At 49.7% G+C, this 20774-nt stretch carries 19 protein-coding genes; 16 read left to right on the forward strand and 3 right to left on the reverse strand.

What is annotated here, in order from left to right; genetic code table 11:
- The first annotated feature begins 4 nt into the window (after positions 1-4).
- The 4 genes from zipA (at position 5) to NHAL_RS07075 (ending at position 3811) form a co-directional block, all read left to right on the forward strand.
- Entirely contained in the window at positions 5-913 is a 909-nt protein-coding gene (zipA, locus tag NHAL_RS07065; protein WP_013032490.1) for a cell division protein ZipA, read from the forward strand.
- Between the two features lie 43 nt (positions 914-956).
- A complete protein-coding gene (ligA, locus tag NHAL_RS07070; RefSeq protein WP_013032491.1) occupies positions 957-2984 on the forward strand; it encodes an NAD-dependent DNA ligase LigA in 2028 nt (675 codons plus the stop codon).
- A gap of 129 nt (positions 2985-3113) precedes the next feature.
- The gene (locus tag NHAL_RS20245; RefSeq protein WP_013032492.1) at positions 3114-3308 is read left to right on the forward strand and encodes a (2Fe-2S)-binding protein; all 195 of its coding nucleotides are present in this window, start codon (positions 3114-3116) and stop codon (positions 3306-3308) included.
- Between the two features lie 80 nt (positions 3309-3388).
- Complete coding sequence (locus NHAL_RS07075) at positions 3389-3811, forward strand: secondary thiamine-phosphate synthase enzyme YjbQ (RefSeq protein ID WP_013032493.1); 423 nt, start codon at positions 3389-3391, stop codon at positions 3809-3811.
- On the opposite strand, the gene NHAL_RS07080 is transcribed toward NHAL_RS07075, so the two are convergent.
- Complete coding sequence (locus NHAL_RS07080) at positions 3808-4467, reverse strand: esterase/lipase family protein (protein ID WP_013032494.1); 660 nt, start codon at positions 4465-4467, stop codon at positions 3808-3810. The two genes, NHAL_RS07075 and NHAL_RS07080, sit on opposite strands and share 4 nt — an antisense overlap.
- A 143-nt stretch (positions 4468-4610) precedes the next feature.
- Between NHAL_RS07080 and NHAL_RS07085 the strand changes: the two genes are divergently transcribed.
- From NHAL_RS07085 to NHAL_RS07105, 5 genes are all read left to right on the forward strand, one after another.
- Positions 4611-5096: a DUF5658 family protein gene (locus tag NHAL_RS07085; RefSeq protein WP_013032495.1), complete on the forward strand. Its 486-nt coding sequence runs from the start codon at positions 4611-4613 to the stop codon at positions 5094-5096.
- A gap of 41 nt (positions 5097-5137) precedes the next feature.
- Complete coding sequence (locus tag NHAL_RS07090; protein WP_013032496.1) at positions 5138-5653, forward strand: Slp family lipoprotein; 516 nt, start codon at positions 5138-5140, stop codon at positions 5651-5653.
- 156 nt (positions 5654-5809) lie between these two features.
- Entirely contained in the window at positions 5810-6385 is a 576-nt protein-coding gene (locus tag NHAL_RS07095) for a DUF1134 domain-containing protein (RefSeq protein WP_013032497.1), read from the forward strand.
- Positions 6386-6492: 107 nt separating this feature from the next.
- On the forward strand, positions 6493-8166 hold the full coding sequence (gene ettA, locus NHAL_RS07100) for an energy-dependent translational throttle protein EttA (protein ID WP_013032498.1): 1674 nt from the start codon (positions 6493-6495) through the stop codon (positions 8164-8166).
- Positions 8167-8314: 148 nt separating this feature from the next.
- Positions 8315-9133: a glycerophosphodiester phosphodiesterase family protein gene (locus NHAL_RS07105; RefSeq protein WP_013032499.1), complete on the forward strand. Its 819-nt coding sequence runs from the start codon at positions 8315-8317 to the stop codon at positions 9131-9133.
- An 18-nt stretch (positions 9134-9151) separates the two neighbouring features.
- Here the strand turns inward: NHAL_RS07105 and NHAL_RS07110 are convergent, their stop codons facing one another.
- A complete protein-coding gene (locus tag NHAL_RS07110) occupies positions 9152-10678 on the reverse strand; it encodes a PAS domain S-box protein (RefSeq protein ID WP_013032500.1) in 1527 nt (508 codons plus the stop codon).
- A gap of 146 nt (positions 10679-10824) precedes the next feature.
- Between NHAL_RS07110 and NHAL_RS07115 the strand changes: the two genes are divergently transcribed.
- The 7 genes from NHAL_RS07115 (at position 10825) to NHAL_RS07145 (ending at position 20012) form a co-directional block, all read left to right on the forward strand.
- Complete coding sequence (locus tag NHAL_RS07115) at positions 10825-11028, forward strand: hypothetical protein (RefSeq protein WP_013032501.1); 204 nt, start codon at positions 10825-10827, stop codon at positions 11026-11028.
- A gap of 12 nt (positions 11029-11040) precedes the next feature.
- Positions 11041-11295, forward strand: a complete 255-nt coding sequence (locus tag NHAL_RS07120) for a DUF5395 domain-containing protein (protein WP_013032502.1) — start codon at positions 11041-11043, stop codon at positions 11293-11295.
- 92 nt (positions 11296-11387) lie between these two features.
- On the forward strand, positions 11388-12851 hold the full coding sequence (locus tag NHAL_RS07125) for a putative sulfate exporter family transporter (protein WP_013032503.1): 1464 nt from the start codon (positions 11388-11390) through the stop codon (positions 12849-12851).
- Positions 12852-13207: 356 nt separating this feature from the next.
- Positions 13208-14092: a hypothetical protein gene (locus tag NHAL_RS07130; protein ID WP_013032504.1), complete on the forward strand. Its 885-nt coding sequence runs from the start codon at positions 13208-13210 to the stop codon at positions 14090-14092.
- An 11-nt stretch (positions 14093-14103) separates the two neighbouring features.
- On the forward strand, positions 14104-16170 hold the full coding sequence (locus NHAL_RS07135) for a hypothetical protein (protein WP_013032505.1): 2067 nt from the start codon (positions 14104-14106) through the stop codon (positions 16168-16170).
- The gene (locus NHAL_RS07140; protein ID WP_013032506.1) at positions 16163-17974 is read left to right on the forward strand and encodes an AAA family ATPase; all 1812 of its coding nucleotides are present in this window, start codon (positions 16163-16165) and stop codon (positions 17972-17974) included. Before NHAL_RS07135 ends, NHAL_RS07140 begins: the two co-directional genes overlap by 8 nt.
- A 400-nt stretch (positions 17975-18374) precedes the next feature.
- A complete protein-coding gene (locus tag NHAL_RS07145) occupies positions 18375-20012 on the forward strand; it encodes an ATP-binding protein (RefSeq protein WP_013032507.1) in 1638 nt (545 codons plus the stop codon).
- Positions 20013-20097: 85 nt separating this feature from the next.
- Here NHAL_RS07145 and NHAL_RS07150 read toward each other — a convergent pair whose 3' ends face one another.
- Positions 20098-20388: a transposase gene (locus NHAL_RS07150; protein WP_083761370.1), complete on the reverse strand. Its 291-nt coding sequence runs from the start codon at positions 20386-20388 to the stop codon at positions 20098-20100.
- Positions 20389-20774: the final 386 nt, after the last annotated feature.

The following is a 20774-nucleotide window of genomic DNA, read 5'->3' on the forward strand; positions in this document are numbered from 1 at the left end:
TTTTATGAATGATCTACGCCTGGCGTTGCTTGCAATCGGTGTTTTAATCCTTGTTGTAATTTATCTTTATAGCCGTTGGGAAGCTAAACGGAAAGGAATTCGAGATCAGCAACTGGGGCGTAGACGCATGCCAACACTGGGCGCCTATGAGGAGGGCTTAGAGGCTCCAGCGGGGTCCGCCGAGCCCCCGCAAGAGGCTAAGGTTTCGCCACCGGAACCTGAGGAGAGTTTGACTTCCCCACCCCTGGGGGAAATCCAAGGGTCGAGAGGATCAGAAGAGGAGTTTTTGGAGGATCTGGATGGTTTGGCTACTCTAGTAGAGGAGACTAAAGAACACCATCCTGAGAAAAAAGTACCGGAGCACACTGAAGTTATGTCAACTAAGGAAGCTAAGAAAAGCCGCTTTGCCCTACCGAAAAAGTGGTTCAAGACAAAATCCAAACCTGAGTCGGCACCGCAATCTCCTCCGCCCCCGCCCCAGGCCTCGGGACCTGAGCTTATCATTGTGCTGACAGTAGTGGCGCGGGGAAAGAGCATGTTTCGAGGCACCGAGATCGTTCAGGTCTTGGAAGGCAAGGGACTTCGGCATGGAGAAATGGATATTTATCATGCCTACTCGCCTGGAGGACGAGCGGTATTTAGTGTTGCCAATATCATGGAGCCGGGATCCTTTGATCTGGAGCAGATTGACCATCTTTCCACCCCTGGGCTTGCTTTGTTTCTGCGTTTGCCTGGACCGGCAGGCGGTTTTGCCGCCTTCGATGCCATGTTGGAGACGGCCGAACTGTTGGCTGAAAAGCTCAATGGAGAAGTCCGTGATGAACGGCGGAATGTACTGACCGCCCAGGCAATCGAGCAGATACGAGAGCGTATTCTGGGCTTTAATCGGACCCGCCGTTCCATGGGCGTGTAGCTTAGACAGTCCCCTATAGCGTCGGTAGGCCAAGAGGTACATTATGACGGCGACGGCTCAAGCGAGGGAGCGCGTAGAGACGTTGCGAAAGTTAATAAATGACTATAACTATAACTATTATGTTCTTGATAGTCCAGTAGTTCCTGATAGCGAATACGACCGCTTGATGCGGGAGTTACAGAATCTGGAAGCTCAATATCCAGAGTTGGTTGTTCCCGATTCACCCACTCAGCGGGTGGGTGCCGAACCGCTTAAAGCCCTCGGGGAGGTCAAGCATGAAATCCCCATGTTATCCCTGAACAATGCCTTCAGTGAGGAAGAGTTGGCCGATTTTCATCGGCGGGTCAAAGAGCGTTTAGGTATTGAACAGGTGGAATATGCGGCTGAACCTAAGCTTGATGGTCTTGCCGTTAGTTTATTGTACCAAGAAGGGATTCTCGTCCAGGGCGCGACCCGGGGCGATGGGGTGACGGGAGAGGATGTCACCCACAACGTTCGAACTATTCCCACCGTCTCCCTGCATTTGCGTGGCGACAAGATTCCTTCCCTGTTGGAAGTCCGTGGTGAGGTGTATATGCCCAAGGAGGGGTTCGAGCGGCTTAACCGGGAGCACCTTGCTAAGGGCGAAAAAACCTTTGTGAATCCCCGCAATGCCGCCGCGGGCAGTTTACGCCAATTGGATCCCCGAATCGCAGCCAGCCGTCCCTTGGCGATATTTTGCTACGGGGTTGGCAAAGTGGAACAGGGGACATTGCCGCAGCGTCATAGTGAGGTGTTGGCCCGCCTTAAGCAGTGGGGTCTGCGCACTCCCCCCCATGTGGAGGTGGTGGCAGGACTGGCGGGGTGCCAAGAATACTACCAACGTTTATTGGAACGGCGTGATGGGCTCCCCTATGAGATCGATGGAGTGGTATTCAAAGTGGATCGCTTCGATCAGCGGCAGGCCTTGGGGTTTGTTGCCCGTGCCCCCCGCTGGGCGATTGCCTATAAATTTCCTGCCCAGGAGGAGTTGACCCAGATCTTGGATATTGAGGTGCAGGTAGGGCGCACCGGGGCATTGACTCCCGTTGCCCGGCTCCAGCCTGTGTTTGTGGGTGGTGTCACCGTAAGTAATGCCACCTTGCACAACGAAGACGAAATCCGGCGTAAGGATGTCCGGATTGGCGACACCGTTTATGTGCGCCGGGCTGGAGATGTGATTCCTGAAGTGGTTAAGGTGATCCTCGATCACCGTCCTCCTGATGCTCGCTTTTTCCAGATGCCTACCCAATGCCCCATCTGTGGCTCTGAGGTCATCAAAGACGAGGGGGGAGCCATTGCCCGTTGTAGCGGCGGTTTATACTGTCCGGCTCAGCGCAAGGAAGCGATCAAACACTTTGCCTCGCGCCGGGCAATGGACATCAATGGCTTGGGAGACAAGCTGGTGGATCAGCTTATAGAACGTGAGCTGGTTGAGGATGTAGCTGATTTGTACCACCTTACGGCGGAGCAACTTGCTGGCTTAGAGCGCATGGGGCAAAAGTCAGCAGCCAACTTGATGCATGCCATCGAGGCCAGCAAGCACACCACCTTGCCACGTTTTCTGTACGCGTTGGGTATTCGTGAAGTGGGAGAAGCCACTGCCCAGGCATTAGCGGAGGAATTTAATTCCTTGGAAGCTTTGGAAGGCGCCAGTGAGGAGAGGCTACAAGAGGTGACGGATATCGGCCCGGTTGTGGCTACCCATATTGCCGCTTTTTTTCGCCAACCCCACAATCGTCAGGTGATCCAACGTTTGCGAGAAGCGGGGGTCTGCTGGCCAGAAAAGGAAGGTAAAAAACCAATCCCCCAACCCCTTTCCGGTAAGACCTTTGTGCTGACAGGGACCTTGGAAAGCATGACCCGGGAACAGGCCAAGGAGCGTCTACAAGCGCTGGGGGGCAAGGTCACGAGCAGCGTTTCTTCCAATACCGATTATTTAGTAGTAGGTACTAATCCCGGTTCTAAGTTGACAAAAGCAAAAGACCTCCATATCACCCTCTTAGACGAAGGGAATTTTAGGAATTTGCTCGACGAGGCATCCCATCCCTGATACGTCAGGACTGACGCCATTTTATCGCTTTGCATAAGTTGGGTTTAAAAAAACCAAATTTAATATTGACAATCATTTGCATTTATAATTAGATCTCTAGTAGGAAAAGGTACAGAGGGTACTAGAGCCATGTATGTATGTATATGTCGTGCTGTCACCGATAAGCAACTGCAAGAAGCGATTTCGGAAGGCACTAATAATCTTCGTGATTTAAGGCGCCAGTTAGGGGTGGTGAGCAGTTGTGGCAAGTGTGGTCGTTGCGTGCGGGAGATTCTGCAGCAGTGCCAACAAGCTGCGACTGCTGAAGTGAGCAGCGCCGCGTAACTTGCCGGGTACTTTATAGGTGCTTGTGATCTCGGGCGCCCTGGGTTGACGCTTGCCCACTTTCTGGCAGAATCAGGCCGATGGTAGTCCAGGAAAGGTTAGAAATAACGGCGCCAGGCCGTGGAACGGTGGAAATTACGGACCAGGTGCAGCGCATCGTCACGAGTAGCGGCATCAAGACCGGTTTGTGTCATGTCTTTATTCACCATACCAGTGCGTCATTGATGCTTTGTGAGAATGCGGATCCGGCTGTGCGGCATGACTTGGAAACTTATTTAAGTCGCCTCGTGCCTGATGGCGACCCCTTGTTTACCCATAGGCAAGAGGGAGCGGATGATATGGCGGCTCACGTGCGCACGGTGCTGACCCATTCAGAACTCAACCTGCCGGTCACTGATGGTCGTTGTGCCCTGGGTACGTGGCAGGGGGTTTATGTTTGGGAGCATCGTTTCTCGGGCCAACGGCGGCGGGTCACGGTGACCGTGTATGGAGAGCAGGCTTAGGGAGTAAAACGATGATAGCGTAAAAAAGTCCCGGTAAGCTGTGCCACGGCAGGGGAGAATAACAACCCCGTATGATTAGTTTTGACCAGGCAATGATCCGTCATCCCCGCCAATTTTGTTTCTATAACGCCTACCGTCCCGTCATTAGGTTGGGGCAAGCGCGCAATCAGTTGGCCTATACCAAAGTCCCGAATTCCTGCAATGACCCCTAATTTTTGTGTAAATTGCCAGGGAGGGGCGCTTTCAATCAGTAAACCCTCTTCAGTGCTTCGCCCCAAAAGATAGCGGCCTAGCCGGTGGCTGTAAAGCCGTCGAGCGACGATGCTGCCGGCGAAGGGAGTCCCGAGCGCCACCACTCCTCCAGGTCTTTGCCCGGGATACCTCTCTAATAGCTGCTGTATTAAAAGCCCTCCCAAGCTATGTCCCACGAAGTGAATGGTCTCTGCTTCTAAATCTTCGATGCAACGGTGTAGATGAACAAGCGTTTCATTAAGGCTGCTTCGGAGGGAGCGGTAACTGAAACAGATGGTTCGGTAGCCCTGTGCCCTAAGCCGTTTGGCTAGGGGATACAGGCAAAATCCTTTCATCCAGATTCCATGGAGCAAAATGACTGTTTCTGGTTTTTCAGCAGGGTGAGGAGGAGAATAGACTGTCATCAATTTTTACACATTTCTTCATTTTATGTTTTAAATAACTTTAAAATATTATCATAATTTTATGATTTATAAATATTTTTTATTTTTTGGTCTATTTTTTGCCAAGTTTTTTAAAGAGTTATTTATTGCCTAAAGCTAAGCAAATGAGTGATACAATTACTAAAAAAATAAATTTTCACTCCGATCGCCGTGGCAGACGGGAGCGGCGGGCAACTTTGATCCCCCGCTTTAGCTACTGGGGCCGCCGGGGGCGCCGCTGTCAGATTAGGCGGCAAGAGGATCTCACCGGGATTTATCTAGACCAATATCCAGCCCATCTATTGTGGATCACCGTGGTGATCCTAGGCTTGTGTTTTATGGATGCGATTCTCACCTTGTCTTTACTCCAGCGAGGCGCCGTGGAAATCAATCCGTTTATGGCGACATTAATGAACACGAGCACTCATCTCTTTGCGGGGGTGAAAATGGCGATTACCACGCTCAGTCTGGTATGGTTGGTAATACATCATAATTTCATGGTGTTAGATCTCCTTCGCGTGCAAGCGCTCCTCTATGGTTTTCTATTTATCTATTTGGGGCTGGTGGGTTATGAAAGCTTCTTGTTGCTGACCGAACCTTTATTTGGCTGATAAGTCCAAACAGGGAGGTTAAGTGCGGGAGAGTGACCACCATGCCGTGGAGAATAAGTCTTGCCTTCATCTTTTTAGCCCTTGGGGGTTGCGCCAGCCAAGTCCCCGTGATGATTCGGCAACCGCCTCCGGAAAGCCCCAGCCTTAGCGCGGTTCAAGAAGATATTGCTCATTACCAAGGGAGTATTGTCCGCTGGGGGGGAACTATTGCTAGTATTCAGAATAAAACAGAGACCACCATAGTAGAAATTGTCGCCCGGGAACTGGACGAGCAAGGACGCCCGAAAGAGACTGATTTTAGCCCTGGGCGGTTTTGGGCCCAGGTAGACGGCTTCTTAGAGCCGGTGATTTATCAGAAAGGGCGAGAGATTACAGTCTATGGCTCGGTAGAGAAACTTGTCGAAGGTCAAATTGGAGAATATCCTTATTTGTTTCCCCTGGTGCAGGTGAAAACCTATCATCTGTGGGCGCCTAGAGAATCGAGATATTATTATTATCCTTACCCTTATCCTTATTATTATCCCTATCATTTTTATCCTTTCTGGTATTATTGGTAGCGACTTTCCCCGTCTTTTGCTTCCCACAAGGCGAGGCTTCAAGGTAAATTAACGATTCCAGCTTTCACGGGCTGGTCCGTCCATATAACAAGGAATGCCTTCTATCCCTCTCTGAATGGGCGAAGGCTTTCGGCACGTACTCAATAACTAGAGAAAATGGTTAGAATTTGGCGTTTAATCTTATTAGCGGTATTTTTAATGACTTGCGCGGCAGTGGGCGCAACTGAAAAGCAAGATGAGGTAGAGGACGAGACTTATTCAGAAGAGACAATTATTGATGCGGCCTCGGAATTTTTTGGCAAGACCACCAAGGCTCTTGCCCAGGCTATAGAAAAAGTATTTGAAGAACAGGGCCGTCCCAATGGCTATATCACGGGGACGGAAGGGGGCGGCGCCATTGGTGTGGGGTTGCGCTATGGCGAAGGGGTTTTGCATACCAAAAGAGGGGGAAGAAATAAAGTCTATTGGCAAGGTCCATCGGTGGGGTTTGATTTCGGCGGTAATCTTTCCAAGGTTTTTACCTTAGTTTATCATCTCGGGGATATCGATGATCTTTTTCAACGGATTCCCGGGGTAGACGGAAGCCTTTATCTTGTGGGGGGGATTAGCGTCAATTATCAGCAAACCGGTGATCTCATCTTGGCTCCAATTCGTACGGGTGTAGGTTGGCGCGCCGGTGCTAGTATAGGTTACGTCCACTATACTCGCAAAAAGTCTTGGATTCCTTTTTAAGTACTAGTCGTTATTTTCAGTTTCTATAAAAAACGCCGGCAAAATGCCGGCGTTTTTTATAGAAACTGAAAACTTACATTTGATCTAAAAATGAACGAGGTAATTTGATGGCTCAGTATGTCTACAGTATGAACCGGGTGGGCAAGGTAGTGCCACCGAAGCGGGTTATTTTGCGCGATATCTCCCTATCTTTTTTCCCGGGAGCGAAGATTGGGGTATTAGGCCTAAATGGCGCGGGGAAATCCACCTTGCTCAAAATTATGGCGGGGATTGACAAGGATATCGAGGGTGAGGCGATTCCCCAAAAAGGCCTCAAGATTGGCTACCTTTCTCAAGAGCCTCAATTGAACCTGGAAAAAAATGTCCGCGGTAATGTCGAGGAGGGCATTGCCGAGATAAAAGCCGCGCTAGATCGCTTCAATGAGATCAGCATGCTATTTGCCGAGCCGATGAGCGAAGAGGAAATGAATCTCCTCCTTGAGGAACAGGCCCAGCTCCAAGATACCATTGAAGCTGCGGATGCCTGGAAGCTCGATCATAAGCTTGATGTCGCCGCTGAAGCGCTTCGTCTCCCGCCCTGGGAGGCAGAAGTGACCCACCTTTCGGGTGGGGAACAGCGGCGTGTGGCCCTTTGCCGATTACTTCTCTCCAAACCGGATATGCTGCTGCTAGATGAACCGACTAACCACCTGGATGCGGAGTCGGTGGCCTGGTTGGAGCGCTACTTGGAGATCTATCCGGGGACGGTGGTGGCGGTGACTCACGATCGTTACTTTCTAGATAACGTGGCGGGTTGGATTTTAGAACTGGATCGTGGCCATGGCATACCCTGGGAAGGGAACTACTCCTCCTGGCTAGAGCAAAAGGAAAAACGTTTGGAATTGGAAGAAAAGCAGCAAGAAGCGCGGGTTAAAGCAATCAAGGCCGAGCTGGAGTGGGTTTCCGCGAATCCAAAGGGGCGGCATGCTAAAAGCAAAGCCCGCCTTGCCCGCTTTGAAGAGCTCACTTCCCAGGAATACCAGAAGCGCAATGAGACCAATGAGATCTATATCCCGCCTGGACCCCGTCTTGGGGATGTGGTGGTAGAGGCCCAAGGGTTGCGCAAGGGCTTTGGGGATCGTTTACTCATTGATGATCTCAGTTTCAGCCTTCCCCCCGGGGGGATTGTGGGAATCATCGGTGCTAACGGCGCAGGGAAAACCACCTTATTTAGAATGATTGTGGGTCAAGAGCAGCCGGATGCCGGTGATATTCGGCTGGGGGAAACCGTTGATTTGGCTTATGTGGATCAAAGCCGGGAGGCTTTGGATGCCAGTAAAACCGTCTGGGAAGAAATTTCGGAAGGTCAGGACATTATCAAAGTAGGGACCTATGAGACCCCCTCCCGTGCCTACGTAGCGCGATTTAACTTTAAGGGCTCGGATCAGCAAAAACGTATTGGAGATCTTTCCGGGGGGGAGCGCAACCGAGTGCATTTGGCGAAGCTGCTTCGTGCCGGGGGGAACGTTCTCCTTCTCGACGAACCGACCAATGACCTGGATGTGGAAACCTTGAGGGCCCTGGAACAGGCTCTCCTAAACTTTCCTGGTTGTGCTGTCGTGATTTCCCATGATCGCTGGTTTCTCGATCGTGTTGCTACCCATATGCTCGCCTTCGAGGGTGACAGCCAGGTGGTTTGGTTCGAGGGTAACTATGCCGATTATGAAGCGGACCGCCGGCGGCGCTTGGGAGAGGCTGCCGATCAGCCTCACCGTATCCGCTACAAGCCTTTGTCTTCCTAGGGCTTGACGCGGAGGGTAAAGGAGGCCGCGAGCTAGTGTTGAATTTTAGGGGTCTAGCTCGAACGTTTTTTCTGCTCTATTGTCCATGGAGGTGAAAGGGGAATATGAGTAGCAGGATAGCCCAGTCATCTCCAAAGGACGACTATTCATGAAAACACCTCAATTGATTGCCCATCGCGGTTACGCCAAAGCATTTCCGGAAAATACCCTGCTGAGCCTAGATGCTGCTGTAAATGCTGGCGCACGCTTGGTAGAGTTTGATGTGCAATTGACTGCCGATGAGATCCCCGTGGTGCTCCACGACGACACTCTCCTTCGTACCGCAGGGCATGACGGGGCTATCTTCGAAATGAATTCGGCCGATCTTGAGCATATTTGTGTTAACGAAGCCGCCCGCTTTGGTCCCTATTTCCCGGAGGTGCAGATTTCCACCTTGGAAAATATCGTCCTTTGGTTAAAGGGGCTTCCCCAGGTGACCGCTTTTGTGGAGATTAAGACCCAGAGCCTACGACGTTTTGGGATTCAAAGGGCAGTGACCCGGGTGTTGAGTGTTTTGGAGCCTGTAAAGGCCCAATGTGTCCTGATCTCATTTGATGCTCAAGCAGTCTCCTTTGCCAGGGAAGAGGGGATGGCGGCTACCGGTTGGGTTCTGTCTTCCTGGGATTTGGCGGCCGCCCTTAGGCTTAACCCGGAATATGTATTTTGCAATTGGACCCGCATTCCTCCAGGATGGAAAGACTTTGCCCAATACCCCTGGAGCTGGGCTATTTATGAGATTACCGAGGTGGAGAAGGCATTGGAATATGCTGCTTGGGGAGTGGAATTTATCGAGACCATGGCTATTGGGGAGATGTTGCAGCACCCCCTATTCCATGCCACCAGTGGCTCACAGCCACAAACCTCGGCTCCAATGCCTGTGGTAGAGACTGGGATGGTGGGCGCCTTTGACCCCCAACCCTTGGGGTAGTTGGTCCCGCAAATTCTCTTACTTAAGATTAAGAGGGCTTAGCGTAAAACAAAAGGAAGCACCTTGGCCTTCTTCTCCTTCCGCCCAAATGGTTCCTCCATGACGGTGTACCACACGTTGTACTGTCGCTAGACCGATGCCTAATCCTTCAAATTCGTGTTCATTATGTAGCCGCTGGAAAACCTGGAACAGCTTGGACTGGTAGTTCGGGTTGAAACCTACACCATTGTCACTGATGATAAATATTTGCTCCCCTTTTTTTTCCAGACAGGTAAATTTCACTTGGGGGTATTTTTGTGCTCGGGTGTATTTCCAAGCGTTCGAAAGCAAGTTTTCAAGGCAGATTCGGAGTAGTTTACTATCAGCCGCTGCGGTTATGTCCGGTTGAATGTAAATGTCTACCCCCCGTTCGGGTTGTTCCTGGCGGAGCTCGTTGACGATTTCAGCGGCTAAAACTGACAAATTCAGTTTTGAACGGTCGAGTTCGTGGCGGTTGATGCGCGAGAGTTGGAGCAGGCCATCGAGTAGCAGCCCCGTTCGTTGGCTGGCTCCTTGAATCCGGCTGAGATAGTGCTTGCCATCCTCGTCCAGAACTTCTCCATAATCCTCCCAAAGGACCTTGCTAAATCCTGTCATGGCTCGGAGGGGAGCGCGCAGATCATGGGAGACCGAGTAACTAAAAGCCTCGAGTTCTTGGTTTACTCTCGCCAGTTCCTGGAGCTTATGTTGTAAGGAACGGTTCAGCCCTCTAATTTTCTCTTCGGCCTGTTTCCGAACCGTGATGTCGCGAATAATGGCAATGGTCTTAGTGCCCCGTTGGGACACGAAAGAACTTAGGGCCACCTCAACAGGGAATTTAGTGCCGTCCGCCCTTAGGCCGTAAAGCTTTCGACCGACACCTATTTCCTGGGTCGTCGGCGATTGCTGGTGGGCGGTTCGGTACTGGGCATGTAGTTTACGGTAGAGTTCGGGGATAAGTTTTTCGGGAGGTTGGCCGAGCAACGCTTCCCGGGGGTAGCCAAAGAGCTGCTCGGTCTGGGTATTGACCAAGGAGATGGCGCCTTCTGGGTTGACTAGCACGATCCCATCAGGCGCCGCTTCACAGAGGTTACGAAAGCGTTGCTGATTTTCCCGGGCTTGCTTTTCTGCTTCAATCAGTGGGGTAATATCACGCCCGGTAGCGACGACCATCTGAACAGTATTGGCGGCGTTATTAACGGGGCTGAGGAGGTATTCATAGTATCGACTACCCCCATCTCGGGAATAAGTAATTGGGCTGATCTGGGGTTTTCCGGAGGTGATGACGATTTGGAGATCACACTCAAAGCGCTCCATAATGTCGGCGGGCAGCCCAAGTTCTCGCCAAGAGCGCCCAATCACCGCCTCCAATGGTAAGCCAAGTTCCTCTAGTCCGCTAGGATTGGCGTAGAGGTAACGTCCCTCTCGATCGTAGATGTAAATGTGATCGGCGCAGGCTTCTAATGCCGCTTTGAACAACCCAGAGAAGGGTATTGAAGATTGCAGGTTTGGATATTTATTTTCCATGATAATCCTCTTCCAAGATGAGCAGACTAAACCGAGAAGCGACAGGGGACAATACTGCGGCCTAACTTTCTAGGCAGAATGGTAAAGGTTGCCACCGAGCAGGGGGTTGGCTTATATATAGAAGCCTTATCCAGGAGGAATTAACTATGGCGGAAATCAACGCGAAGAAAACCACCGAAGAACAAATTGCCTCGGAGCTTAGCAGCAAAGGGGAATTCGCTGAGTCAGTGCTTGGAGAGCCTGAACCTTGGGCGGAATGGGAAACCCGGCTGTGCCTCTGGAGTATAGGCATTGGGACTGTTGCCCTAGTGATACTAGGGTTTTTGATCAATCAATTTTTGCTTTCCTAACGTGATACTGTAATGAAAGCGGACTTGGAAGTCAGCCTGATCCATGACGGCACTTACTGGATTGTTCGCCACCCGACCCTGGAAGCTCGTGGTCGGACCTTGTCTGAACTGGACCAAGACCTTACCCAGCGCCTGCGGGAAAAGGGGGATTTTCCAGCATCTAGCCAGGTAACGGTGTTCATGGGTTTTGATTACGACACCATACCTACTTGGATCCGGCAATATGCCTATCATTATTTCAACCGCTATGTTCTGCTGCGCCTGTAGCTTTCATGAAACCTCCGCAGGGAAACCTGCGGCTTCAGTCACCGGACTATTGACGGGTGATTGCTGAGTAAGAAAAAAAGGGGGAAGTATCAATGGCTGGAGTGAATCGGAGATGGTACTCCGGTATGGCCACCACTGAAGATTGGTGGGCGGTCTGGCTAGGTTTGATTATGTTTCTGGCCGGTTTGACCTCTATTTGGGGTTGGGATTTGGTCGGTTGGATGGCAAAAACCGGAACCTGGGTATGGGGGGATTTTTCCTGGGACAAGGCCTTGAAAGCGACCGGTTACCAAGAGTGGCATCCGCTTCTTTCCTTGCTGGTTACTTATCTAGTGTTTACTGCCCTGACCTGCCTCGGGGCAGCCGCCATGAAACTCAACTTGAAACGCTTTTTTGCCGGCTGGACTCTCCTTTTTGTAATGACCTGGGCGGTGTGGATTATGGGTCACGAAGCCCACTTTAAGGCCTCCGTTAACGAGTTCGATAAGTATGGTTTGTCCTGGGGGCTCTCCCTGGGGGGAGGCTTCTCTTACATGCTAGCTTTGGTGGTCGGGCTGGTTATCGGGAATTTCTTCAAAGGTTTTGCTGAGTTTTTGAGGGAAGCGGCCAAACCGGAATGGTTCATTAAGACCGCGATTGTCTATCTGGGGATCAAGATTGGTCTCATGTCCATCGAAGCGGCGAGCTTTACCTTTGAACTGGCCCTTGCCGGTATTGCCGCCACCTTCGTGGCCTATTTATTATTTTGGCCTATCGTCTATACCCTCAGCCGGAGAGTGTTTCGCCTCTCCCGTGAAGCTTCGGCGGTCCTTTCCTCGGGCATTTCTATTTGCGGGGTCTCGGCCGCCATTGCCACTGCCGGCGCTATCCGGGCCCGTCCCGTGTTGCCGGTCATGGTCTCCATGCTGATCGTCATTTTCGCCATGATTGAGCTCATTGTATTGCCCGGTTTTTATACCGCGGTGGCGCCCAACCAGCCTATCGTCAACGGCGCGGCCATGGGCATGACCGTCAAGACCGACGGGGCCGACGCGGCTGCCGGCGCTATTCTTGATGAACTTATGCGGGCCAACGCTGAAGCTAATTTGGGAGTGGTCTGGCAAGAGGGCTGGATTCTGACATCCTCCATTGTGACTAAAATCTGGATTGACATGTTTATCGGCGTTTGGGCTTTTCTCTTGGCTCTGGTTTGGGTTTACAAGGTGGAGCGCCAGCCGGGACAGTCCAAGGTGGGAGTGATCGAGATTTGGCACCGTTTCCCCAAATTCGTGTTGGGTTATCTTTTGGCCTGGTTTGTCTATATGGCGATTGCCACCTTGGGGCCGGAATTGAGCGGGACGGCAACCCAGGGCGCCGAAGTGGTGGAAGGACCCATGCGGAAGATGATGTTCATGCTGACCTTTGTCAGCATCGGTGTGATTACCGACTTTAGCAAGCTCAAGGGGATGGGCAAACTGGCGCTGCTTTACGCTATTGCTCTGTTTGCGATTATTGCCCCTATTGCCTATGGCGTGGCTTGGATCTTTCACCATGGGATGATGCCCCCCACGGCGTAGCTGTTGTTGTAGGAGCGTCCTTCAGGACGCGGTTTGATATTCGCGGCTAGAAGGCCGCTCCTACCCATCATCAATTTGGGGCTGTGACTAAAATACCCCTATTTTTCTTGGTTAATTATCTCGGTGAAAATTTTGAGCGGAAGGGGGTGGGTTTCGTGCTGCCTTGCTTGCGCACATAGGCAGCACAACCGTCCCTACGAGCCAACAGTAGCGTGCGCTGTGCGCACGAAGAGGGGCTAAGTTTATGTTGCTCTATCTTCTGTCGATAAGAAGAGTTTAAAAGTCGATTTATTGCGGTAACCTTCTTATCAAAGGCAAACATCGAGTCATTCTAAAAAATATTTTAAGGAACACATATGACTATGGATGAGGCGACCTTAGAACTCATTGCTCAGCAGGTAAAAGCACTTCCCAAGCCTACGCCCCTATCCACCCTTGGAACCAAGCTTCGAAAGCTAGACATTAGAATCAAAAATCCAGAGCTGGAATCCGCTTTGGAGGAGTTGGTTCGTCGTCATCAAATTTTTTGCCATCCGCCTCACCGAGGCGGGCGCAATGCTACTCCCTGTTATTTTGGTAGCTCTGCGGTCGAGTATCTTAAAGATAAACTACTTCACCAGCAGTTTAACACCAAAACCACCTGGACGGAGGCTTCCCTGCGGGGCAGCGTGCCTAAAGCTTATGTGAAATTCCTGGATGAGGCTGTTGGAGATTTGCTCCATGCCAAGGATTTATTCCAATGGCGAAAGCGCAATTCCGTTTATCTTTCAATCCAGCCGCCACAACCTACTGAGTTTATCACCAAGGCCCAAAAAGATTCCCTTCAGAAGCTCCTTGCTCGCATTAACCCATACCGCCAGAAACCGTTGGATTTGACCACCCTGCTCGAATTTTTAGATGGGAAAGATGAGGTCTCTTCCCATCCTCAAGCAAATTTGCTGGATCAGGATTTAACGGAAGAATTACTCGTCCGCTGGTATGGACAGGATCTTCCGCAAAGGGAGGGATTGCGGTCAATGCCCATTCCTTGGACCTGGCAACGGTATGGGCAATGGTGCCAAGAGCGCGGCGTTTTGCCAAATTCTGATCGCTTCCATCAGCTATTGGAGGAGATGGCGGCCCGCAGCCATATTGCCCTGATTCCCCACGACAGCCCCCGGGATCTCTCCGCCGAAGAGGTCTCTGTTTTGCGCCGGAACTTCGAGGGTCGGATTAATTATTACTGGACCATCCTGTCTTGATGGGAGCTGCCATGAATGAGCAATTCCGCTTTATTAATCCCTTCTTAAGCATCTCAGTCAATGAAGATGAAATTTGGGCTGAAGAGGAGAACGGTTTTCAAGATATTGAAACCATCAATCAAGGCCCTTTTAAGGCATTGACCGATGATATCATCCAGGTCAAAAAAGATCCTCGACACAATACCCGGGTTCGTTTTTTGGTCGGCAACGGGGGTTCTGGCAAATCCCATCTTTTCTCTCGCTTGCGGCGGAGGATGGGGCATGAGGCCATTTTTACATTTGCCTCTAACCCGCCCACCCGTGCCGAGGGGATCTTAAGTTGGGTGCTGAGCAAGGTTATCGGAGGCTTAAAGCATCCTTGCCTAAATGGCGAAGTCAAACCTTACACCCAGCTCCATGGACTGCTGTATGAACTGCTTAGGGATGGCTTTCGGTTTAACGGCACCCTGGATGAGTTCCATGAAGCCGCCCAGGCAGACCCGGAAGCTTTTTTCTCTAAAGCGCAACACTATCTGGTGACCCGGCAATTTCCCCATGAGCCGGATCTGGCCCGTATTCTAGCCCATGTTCTCCATCCCGAAAGAAGTGAATTGGCATTTCGTTGGTTAGCCGGGTCCACGAATCTAATCGATCAGGAACTGGTTGCCATTGAGCAAAGGGAACCCCTCCCTGAAGAGATGAAATTGCAAATTCTAAGCCGGGTGGGCCGGGCGACAGTCCCTAAGGGAACCCCCATCGTGCTGGTTCTCGACCAGCTTGATTTGATGACCCAACCCGCCCTTGTCGATGCCTTTCAACATTTGTTCTTTGCCCTCATTGACGAGAGCAAGCACTGGTATCTCGTGGTGAGTTTGATAGATGACAAATTCGATTTTTGGAAAAGCCAATTTAGCACGGCTCTCCGAGACCGACTGGAAGAGCCCCTTCCTGTAGTGGCCTTACAACCCCTGGGGGATATTAAGGAAAAGGAAGCGCTGATAAAACTCAGGCTGGCGACACCTGAATTGGTGCGGTTGAGAATAGCACAGGGTATCAATAATCCCCTTTATCCTTTGGGGGAAGCAGATATTAGGGGACTGGTAGAGGGTGAGCCTCTTTACCCACGCCAACTTTTACGCCAAGCCAAGGCGAGGTATTCGGCAGTCACCAGTGGCCAAGTGGAAAAGCCCGTTAAGTTGGGAGCGGAAATTGAGACGGCCTTTGATAAGGCCCGGGCAAAGATTAATGAAAACGAACTGGAAATCAACAAAGACATCCTGGCCGATAGATTCTGTGAAGTCCTAGAGGTGCTTTGCGCGGCAGAGGGGCGGGCATTTGAGTCCCACCTGGGACCCCTGGCCTCTGAAGCAAATTTCCGGGGAACAGATACCCTTTTAAAAATTGATGGCTGTGAAATGCGCCTCCTGGGTCACCATATCCACCAAGGAGCCCAGTTTCCCAATTTTATGAAAAAGGTAATGCCTCTCCCTCTGGAAAGCGTACTCATTAGAGATGGTAAAGTCCCCATCTCTGGCAAAGTCACGAGCCAGCGGCTGACTGAATTTCAAAAAGATAAAATCTTTATTCATTTACCACGACCGGAAATCGGTGACGCCTATGCCTTGGGAGAAGTCCTGGCTAGTTTGCGGGAACAAGAATTCGCGGGCTTGAATACCGATCCGCCTCCAACTCCTGAAAATATCAAACAATGTCTGGGGGAAATCCCAAAGCTTGCTCACGGCCAAGTGGCTAAAAAAGTCTTGGCATTGGTTAATCCCCATTCTGCTTCTGTTTCCGCTTCAACTCCGCCCCTCCCTCCAATGGCAATCCCTACTCAGGTTCAGGCCCAAATTCAAATGCCGCCCCAGGACTTAGTGAAAGCGATAAGAGCCCTCATGGAATCGGACCGCTGGTTGATTTTTGAGCGCCTCCGCCGCCGGTTAAAAACTATCCATCACCTGGAGGTGACGCCCGAAGAATTAAGGGCGGCCATTGCCTCGGAGCCTCTCTGCCACGATTTATTGCGTTATCCGGAAGACACTCACACCGTGGAAGAGACTCAGATCCTGATCTGGTCCGTGGAGGAGGCCTATGCTTAAATCCCAGCTTTTATCCCTGGAACTGGATCCGGAGATTCGGGCTCACATTGAACCGCCCATTTTCGATGCGCTCTTTTCCCATGTGGCCAAACATCCCCCCGCCAAGCATAAACGGGGAGTTCCTTCCCTTACGGTTAGCCGTGCCAAGCAAATTCTGGAAATTGTGCTGCCTCACTATCGAGAGCGAGTTGCCGCTTCCCTTGATGGGATAAATCGAAACAATTTCGTCTCCTTTAAAGAAGTGGGCCTTCTCACTCACCAGTGGATTCACGAATCGGTTAAATTTTTCCGTCGTGAGGGCGCCCCGATTTTACGGGAAGCCTTGGTCAAGGATAACGAAGAACAGCGAGTAGATTATCTTTGGAGCATTCTCTTCTCAAGGCGATTGCTTCCCCTTATTCAAGGATCGGGGTTGTTGAGAGATCCCCAGAAATTTGAATGTTGCGATTTGGCCGTGGAGTGCATCAAGCTCTGGTTGGGGGATATTGCCAAGAAACTTGGGAGTGTGGATGCGGATCGTTTCTCCCCCAGCGCGTTTTTTCTAGACACGGAAAGTTATATGGAAGGGGAGATCGAATGGAAAGGCCGGCGATTACATCTTCGAGGCAAGCCGGATGCGGTCATGTTGAATGGGGAGACGGGGCGCCCGGAGGTATGGGAATACAAGTTTGGCTTGCAAGGGCAGATTGAACTGCAAATTGCCCAGGTGTTGTTTTATTTGCACTTGCTCAATGCCGTAAAAGGGCAAGCTTTCGAGACGGGAAGGCTGGAGATTTTTCGCGTTACCCCTGATCTAGAAAAGGAAAGTTCCGGGACGCAATCGGAGTTCGCCGAGAAAATCGAGGCGGCGTTTGCCGGGTATGTGGGTAATTACGCTGCGGTGCGGCGGTTAAAAATCGAGTGCACCTTGGCATTGAAGCAAAGCAATCCTCCAACAATGCCGATCAACTTGATGTTTTCTGGACCGGGCGGTTTGGGTAAAACCGAACTGGCTCGGCGGGTGGCAAAAGCCTTGGGGTTACCTCTAGTGGATGTTCCTGCAACGACAGTGCGGGATGTGGACAGTCTTCTGGAGAGAATTAATCAAACCCTGCAAAAAAATGGGCAAGAGCCTATTGAAGTGGGTACTGATTCCGGGCTTAAAAAGATGGAATATCCTCCCCTGGTGATCTTTCTCGATGAGGTGCATGAATTGCGCCGCAATGCGGATACCTTCTTGAATATGTTTGAGCCCAAGGAGAAGCGGGCGGTTGGCAAAAAAGTAGTGGGCGATTTTAAAAATGCCACTTTGCTGGCGGCAACGACCACTCCTGGACTGCTTCCTAGCCCCTTTCTTAGCCGATTTCGAATCATCGACCTCGTGCCCTATACGGCGGAGGAAGTGGCCGCCATCATTAAGCCAGTTTTTCAAAAATCAGGTAAAGCCGTGGAAGAATCCTTTTTGGTAGGGCTGGCTAAACGGGGTCGATTAAATCCTCGGGTGGCCATTCAACGGGCCGAGGAAATGCTAAGCCACCATCTGTTTGATGAAAAGCAATACCCCCTCAATGAAATAGGATTGGAACGGATATCCACGGAGAGTTGGCGGGTGGATACCCATGGACTACGGCAACTTGACCATACTTATCTAAAAGCTCTACAAAGCGGGCCTAGGGGATTAAGCGCACTGGTCTCGCTCCTTCCGGTAGAGCGGGAAGAAATCACCCAGATGGTTGAGCCCTACCTACTCCAATTGGAAGCGATTTCCCTCACAACAAAAGGGCGGGAGCTCACCGAACGGGGCCGTTTGATTTTGGAGGGGTGAGGGTGGGGTTATGGTTGCCGGGAGTAGCAAGACCTTCCCGATCGTTATGTTCGTTACAAATCAAATATGCAGGCAAATTTGTCCGGTTTATACATCAAGATTAAGTTATCAGGGCAAGATTACTTGAATGGGTTATTGTCATGTCAAAAGCACCTAAATTATCAGGTAATATCAACTTATCAGAGTGTATTTACTTGAGAATAAATTGTTCGCGCCGCTACGCGGCGCGAATCGGGGAGTTGACTACGTCAAACGGTTGCCTGCGCCGCTTCGCGTCGCGAACAACCGTTCGACTGGCAGAACCTCCCGCATAATCAGACGCTGTGCGTCTATGTATGCAGGAGAACCCGCCAGTCAACTCCCCGATTAGCGCATCGACAAGACACAATCAGGAGAAGATATGGAAACTACAACTTCCACCAAGATAAAACCACAAGTACATGACTTAAGCACCTTTAAACAGATTATGGAGAGTCGATCCCATCCTTTGGATATGTTGAGGGAGGGCATCAGCAATATGATGGCTCCAGAAATTGGCGCATCCGAATTGCGAATCCAGCATTATAGCCATCCTGAATACAATGCTTCATTTATTCTGAAAGATAACGGAATTGGGATGTCCTATACAGGAAATGCTGAAAATCCTGGCAGACTGGATAGGTTTATAGGCCTTGCTTTTTCACGTGCTGCTGGATTGTCTGCAGACTATTGGGGATGGAAGGGTCTTGGGTCAAAACTTATGCTTAATTGTAATAAATTGGTGGTCGAAACCTGGACAGGTAACCCAGATGAAAAATTTATTATTTTAAACATCATTAACCCAAGGAGTTCTTTGTTATCAGAACCCCCTATAGCTCCGGATTATTACCTTACACAAAGAGATTCTTTGCCATCTGATCATAAAGGGACAAAAATTGAAGTGCTTGGCTACGATGGCGGGAAAAAAATGTATTCTATGGAGGAAATAGAAAGATATCTGTATTGGAATACCGCTTTGGGCATAACAAAGGATATTAGCCATAAGCCTCAGATTTTTTTAAAAGTAAACTCTGAAGAGAAGAATTTAGATATTGGTTTTAAATACATCACAACACAACTCTTGGACGATGGGTCAAGAGACTGGAGAACAGTGGTAATAGAAAATCCAATATCGAAGTCGGAGAAAGTAATCATAGATGGGAAAGAAAGGGAAATAAAAGTAACATTAAAAGGCGGTTTCACTCTTGACACTGGTAAATTTGGCTTGTCGCCTTATCGTTACAACACTGGATTACGATTATCAGTAAAGGGCATTCCCTATTTTCAGTTTCCTTTTTATGAATATAAGGGTAAAAAATTTCAGCAATATAAAGATTTATGTAGCTTTGTTGTTGAGTGCGACGAAATAGAGCCGAAATTAAATTTAGATAGAAGTAATATTAGCAATCAAATGGGGGATGACCCCATTGTAAAAACGTTTAAAAAATTAACATCCAAATGTTTTGATGAATTTACAGAGGTTGACCAATATAAAGAATTCGAAAAGAACAAAAGAAAAGAGGATGAACGTAATAAAGCATCAGCAGTTAGAAAGAGGCAAGCTGCATTAAGCAAAGCAAACCAAGAATATGCTTGTGTTGAGACTGATGAAGGAACAAAAGTCATACATAGAGTTCCTGATAATTCTGAAATGCACACATTGTGTATTTTCTGGAAACTAGAGGCGTTGGGGAGATTGCCATTTGAGAATTTCATCACTTGGGAACACACAAAAAAAGATGGAATAGATGTTATTGCATCCTTTCAAATTGACGATGAATCATCTCTGGAAAATTTCGTACCTGTTGAATTCGAGGCAACTTTTGAAAATTTTATCAATCACGGCCATAATCCTAAGCAAACAAAATGTATAATTTGTTGGGAAATTGGCAATAAATCGGCACTTAGAAAAATTAGTGATTTTTTGTACTACTATGATATTGATGGGACATCTATTCCTGTTTATGAAATCAAGTCCTTTCCTGATGTAAAAATACATAATTATTCTGAGATAAGTTGAGCGCTAACAATGGCATCCACCAGATTGCCATTCCGCTGCCGCTTCAAACATAAGGGGTCAGATACCGTCTTTTGAGTCAAGGGATTTAAACAGCGAAGTGGGGTTCAAATGGGGTTTTATTTTTTAGAACGCCATAGATGAGATGAACGAGTTTTCGCATGGCGGCACCGACGATAGTCATTTTGGGTTTTCCAGCGGCGAGCAAGCGTTTTTTCATCTCGATTAAAACGGGATTGAATCGGAGGGCCACCAGAGCGGGCATGAAAAACGCTTTACGCAGTGCCCGTCTGCCCATTTTTGACATCAATCCTCGCTGAGCCAGTGAGGTGCCAGATTGTCTTATTCTCGGCGAGACCCCAATTACATTAGGGGTCATTTACATTAGGGGTCAGATCTTGCACTGTAATGGGTCAGATCTTTGCTTAGTGCTAATAAAAGGTGCCTGTCTGCCTAACGCACTATGCAAGACTAATCCCTGTTTGGATGCTATTTCGTGATCCTGTGGTACGTGATCCGTATATCCGGAGGTGTAGAAATAAGGATACTGGGAGACCTCCCTTTATCCTGGTTGGGCCTACCTAAAAGTCTTAGCAGGACATATTGACAGAGTGTAGCCATTAGGCTACATTTATCCATGACTGAAATCCGCAAAACGGAGACCTACACTAAGTGGCTGGATAGTTTGCGCGATATCCATGGGTGAGCCCGCATTTTTGTGAGAGTTGAGCGCTTGGTAGCTGAAAATCCAAGTGACGTCGGACC

The organism is Nitrosococcus halophilus Nc 4, assembly GCF_000024725.1.
GTDB lineage: Bacteria > Pseudomonadota > Gammaproteobacteria > Nitrosococcales > Nitrosococcaceae > Nitrosococcus > Nitrosococcus halophilus.

Bases quoted from the DNA above. Each gene is read 5' to 3' on its own strand.
- NHAL_RS07145 (WP_013032507.1), top strand. From the start codon at position 18,375: ATGGAAACTACAACTTCCACCAAGATAAAACCACAAGTACATGACTTA.
- NHAL_RS07135 (WP_013032505.1), top strand. From the start codon at position 14,104: ATGAATGAGCAATTCCGCTTTATTAATCCCTTCTTAAGCATCTCAGTC.
- NHAL_RS20245 (WP_013032492.1), top strand. From the start codon at position 3,114: ATGTATGTATGTATATGTCGTGCTGTCACCGATAAGCAACTGCAAGAA.
- NHAL_RS07095 (WP_013032497.1), top strand. From the start codon at position 5,810: ATGGTTAGAATTTGGCGTTTAATCTTATTAGCGGTATTTTTAATGACT.
- NHAL_RS07080 (WP_013032494.1), bottom strand. From the start codon at position 4,467: ATGACAGTCTATTCTCCTCCTCACCCTGCTGAAAAACCAGAAACAGTC.
- NHAL_RS07125 (WP_013032503.1), top strand. From the start codon at position 11,388: ATGGCTGGAGTGAATCGGAGATGGTACTCCGGTATGGCCACCACTGAA.
- NHAL_RS07150 (WP_083761370.1), bottom strand. From the start codon at position 20,388: ATGACCCCTAATGTAATTGGGGTCTCGCCGAGAATAAGACAATCTGGC.
- NHAL_RS07105 (WP_013032499.1), top strand. From the start codon at position 8,315: ATGAAAACACCTCAATTGATTGCCCATCGCGGTTACGCCAAAGCATTT.
- NHAL_RS07090 (WP_013032496.1), top strand. From the start codon at position 5,138: ATGCCGTGGAGAATAAGTCTTGCCTTCATCTTTTTAGCCCTTGGGGGT.
- NHAL_RS07115 (WP_013032501.1), top strand. From the start codon at position 10,825: ATGGCGGAAATCAACGCGAAGAAAACCACCGAAGAACAAATTGCCTCG.
- NHAL_RS07085 (WP_013032495.1), top strand. From the start codon at position 4,611: ATGAGTGATACAATTACTAAAAAAATAAATTTTCACTCCGATCGCCGT.
- NHAL_RS07120 (WP_013032502.1), top strand. From the start codon at position 11,041: ATGAAAGCGGACTTGGAAGTCAGCCTGATCCATGACGGCACTTACTGG.
- zipA (WP_013032490.1), top strand. From the start codon at position 5: ATGAATGATCTACGCCTGGCGTTGCTTGCAATCGGTGTTTTAATCCTT.
- NHAL_RS07075 (WP_013032493.1), top strand. From the start codon at position 3,389: ATGGTAGTCCAGGAAAGGTTAGAAATAACGGCGCCAGGCCGTGGAACG.
- ligA (WP_013032491.1), top strand. From the start codon at position 957: ATGACGGCGACGGCTCAAGCGAGGGAGCGCGTAGAGACGTTGCGAAAG.
- NHAL_RS07110 (WP_013032500.1), bottom strand. From the start codon at position 10,678: ATGGAAAATAAATATCCAAACCTGCAATCTTCAATACCCTTCTCTGGG.
- NHAL_RS07130 (WP_013032504.1), top strand. From the start codon at position 13,208: ATGACTATGGATGAGGCGACCTTAGAACTCATTGCTCAGCAGGTAAAA.
- NHAL_RS07140 (WP_013032506.1), top strand. From the start codon at position 16,163: ATGCTTAAATCCCAGCTTTTATCCCTGGAACTGGATCCGGAGATTCGG.
- ettA (WP_013032498.1), top strand. From the start codon at position 6,493: ATGGCTCAGTATGTCTACAGTATGAACCGGGTGGGCAAGGTAGTGCCA.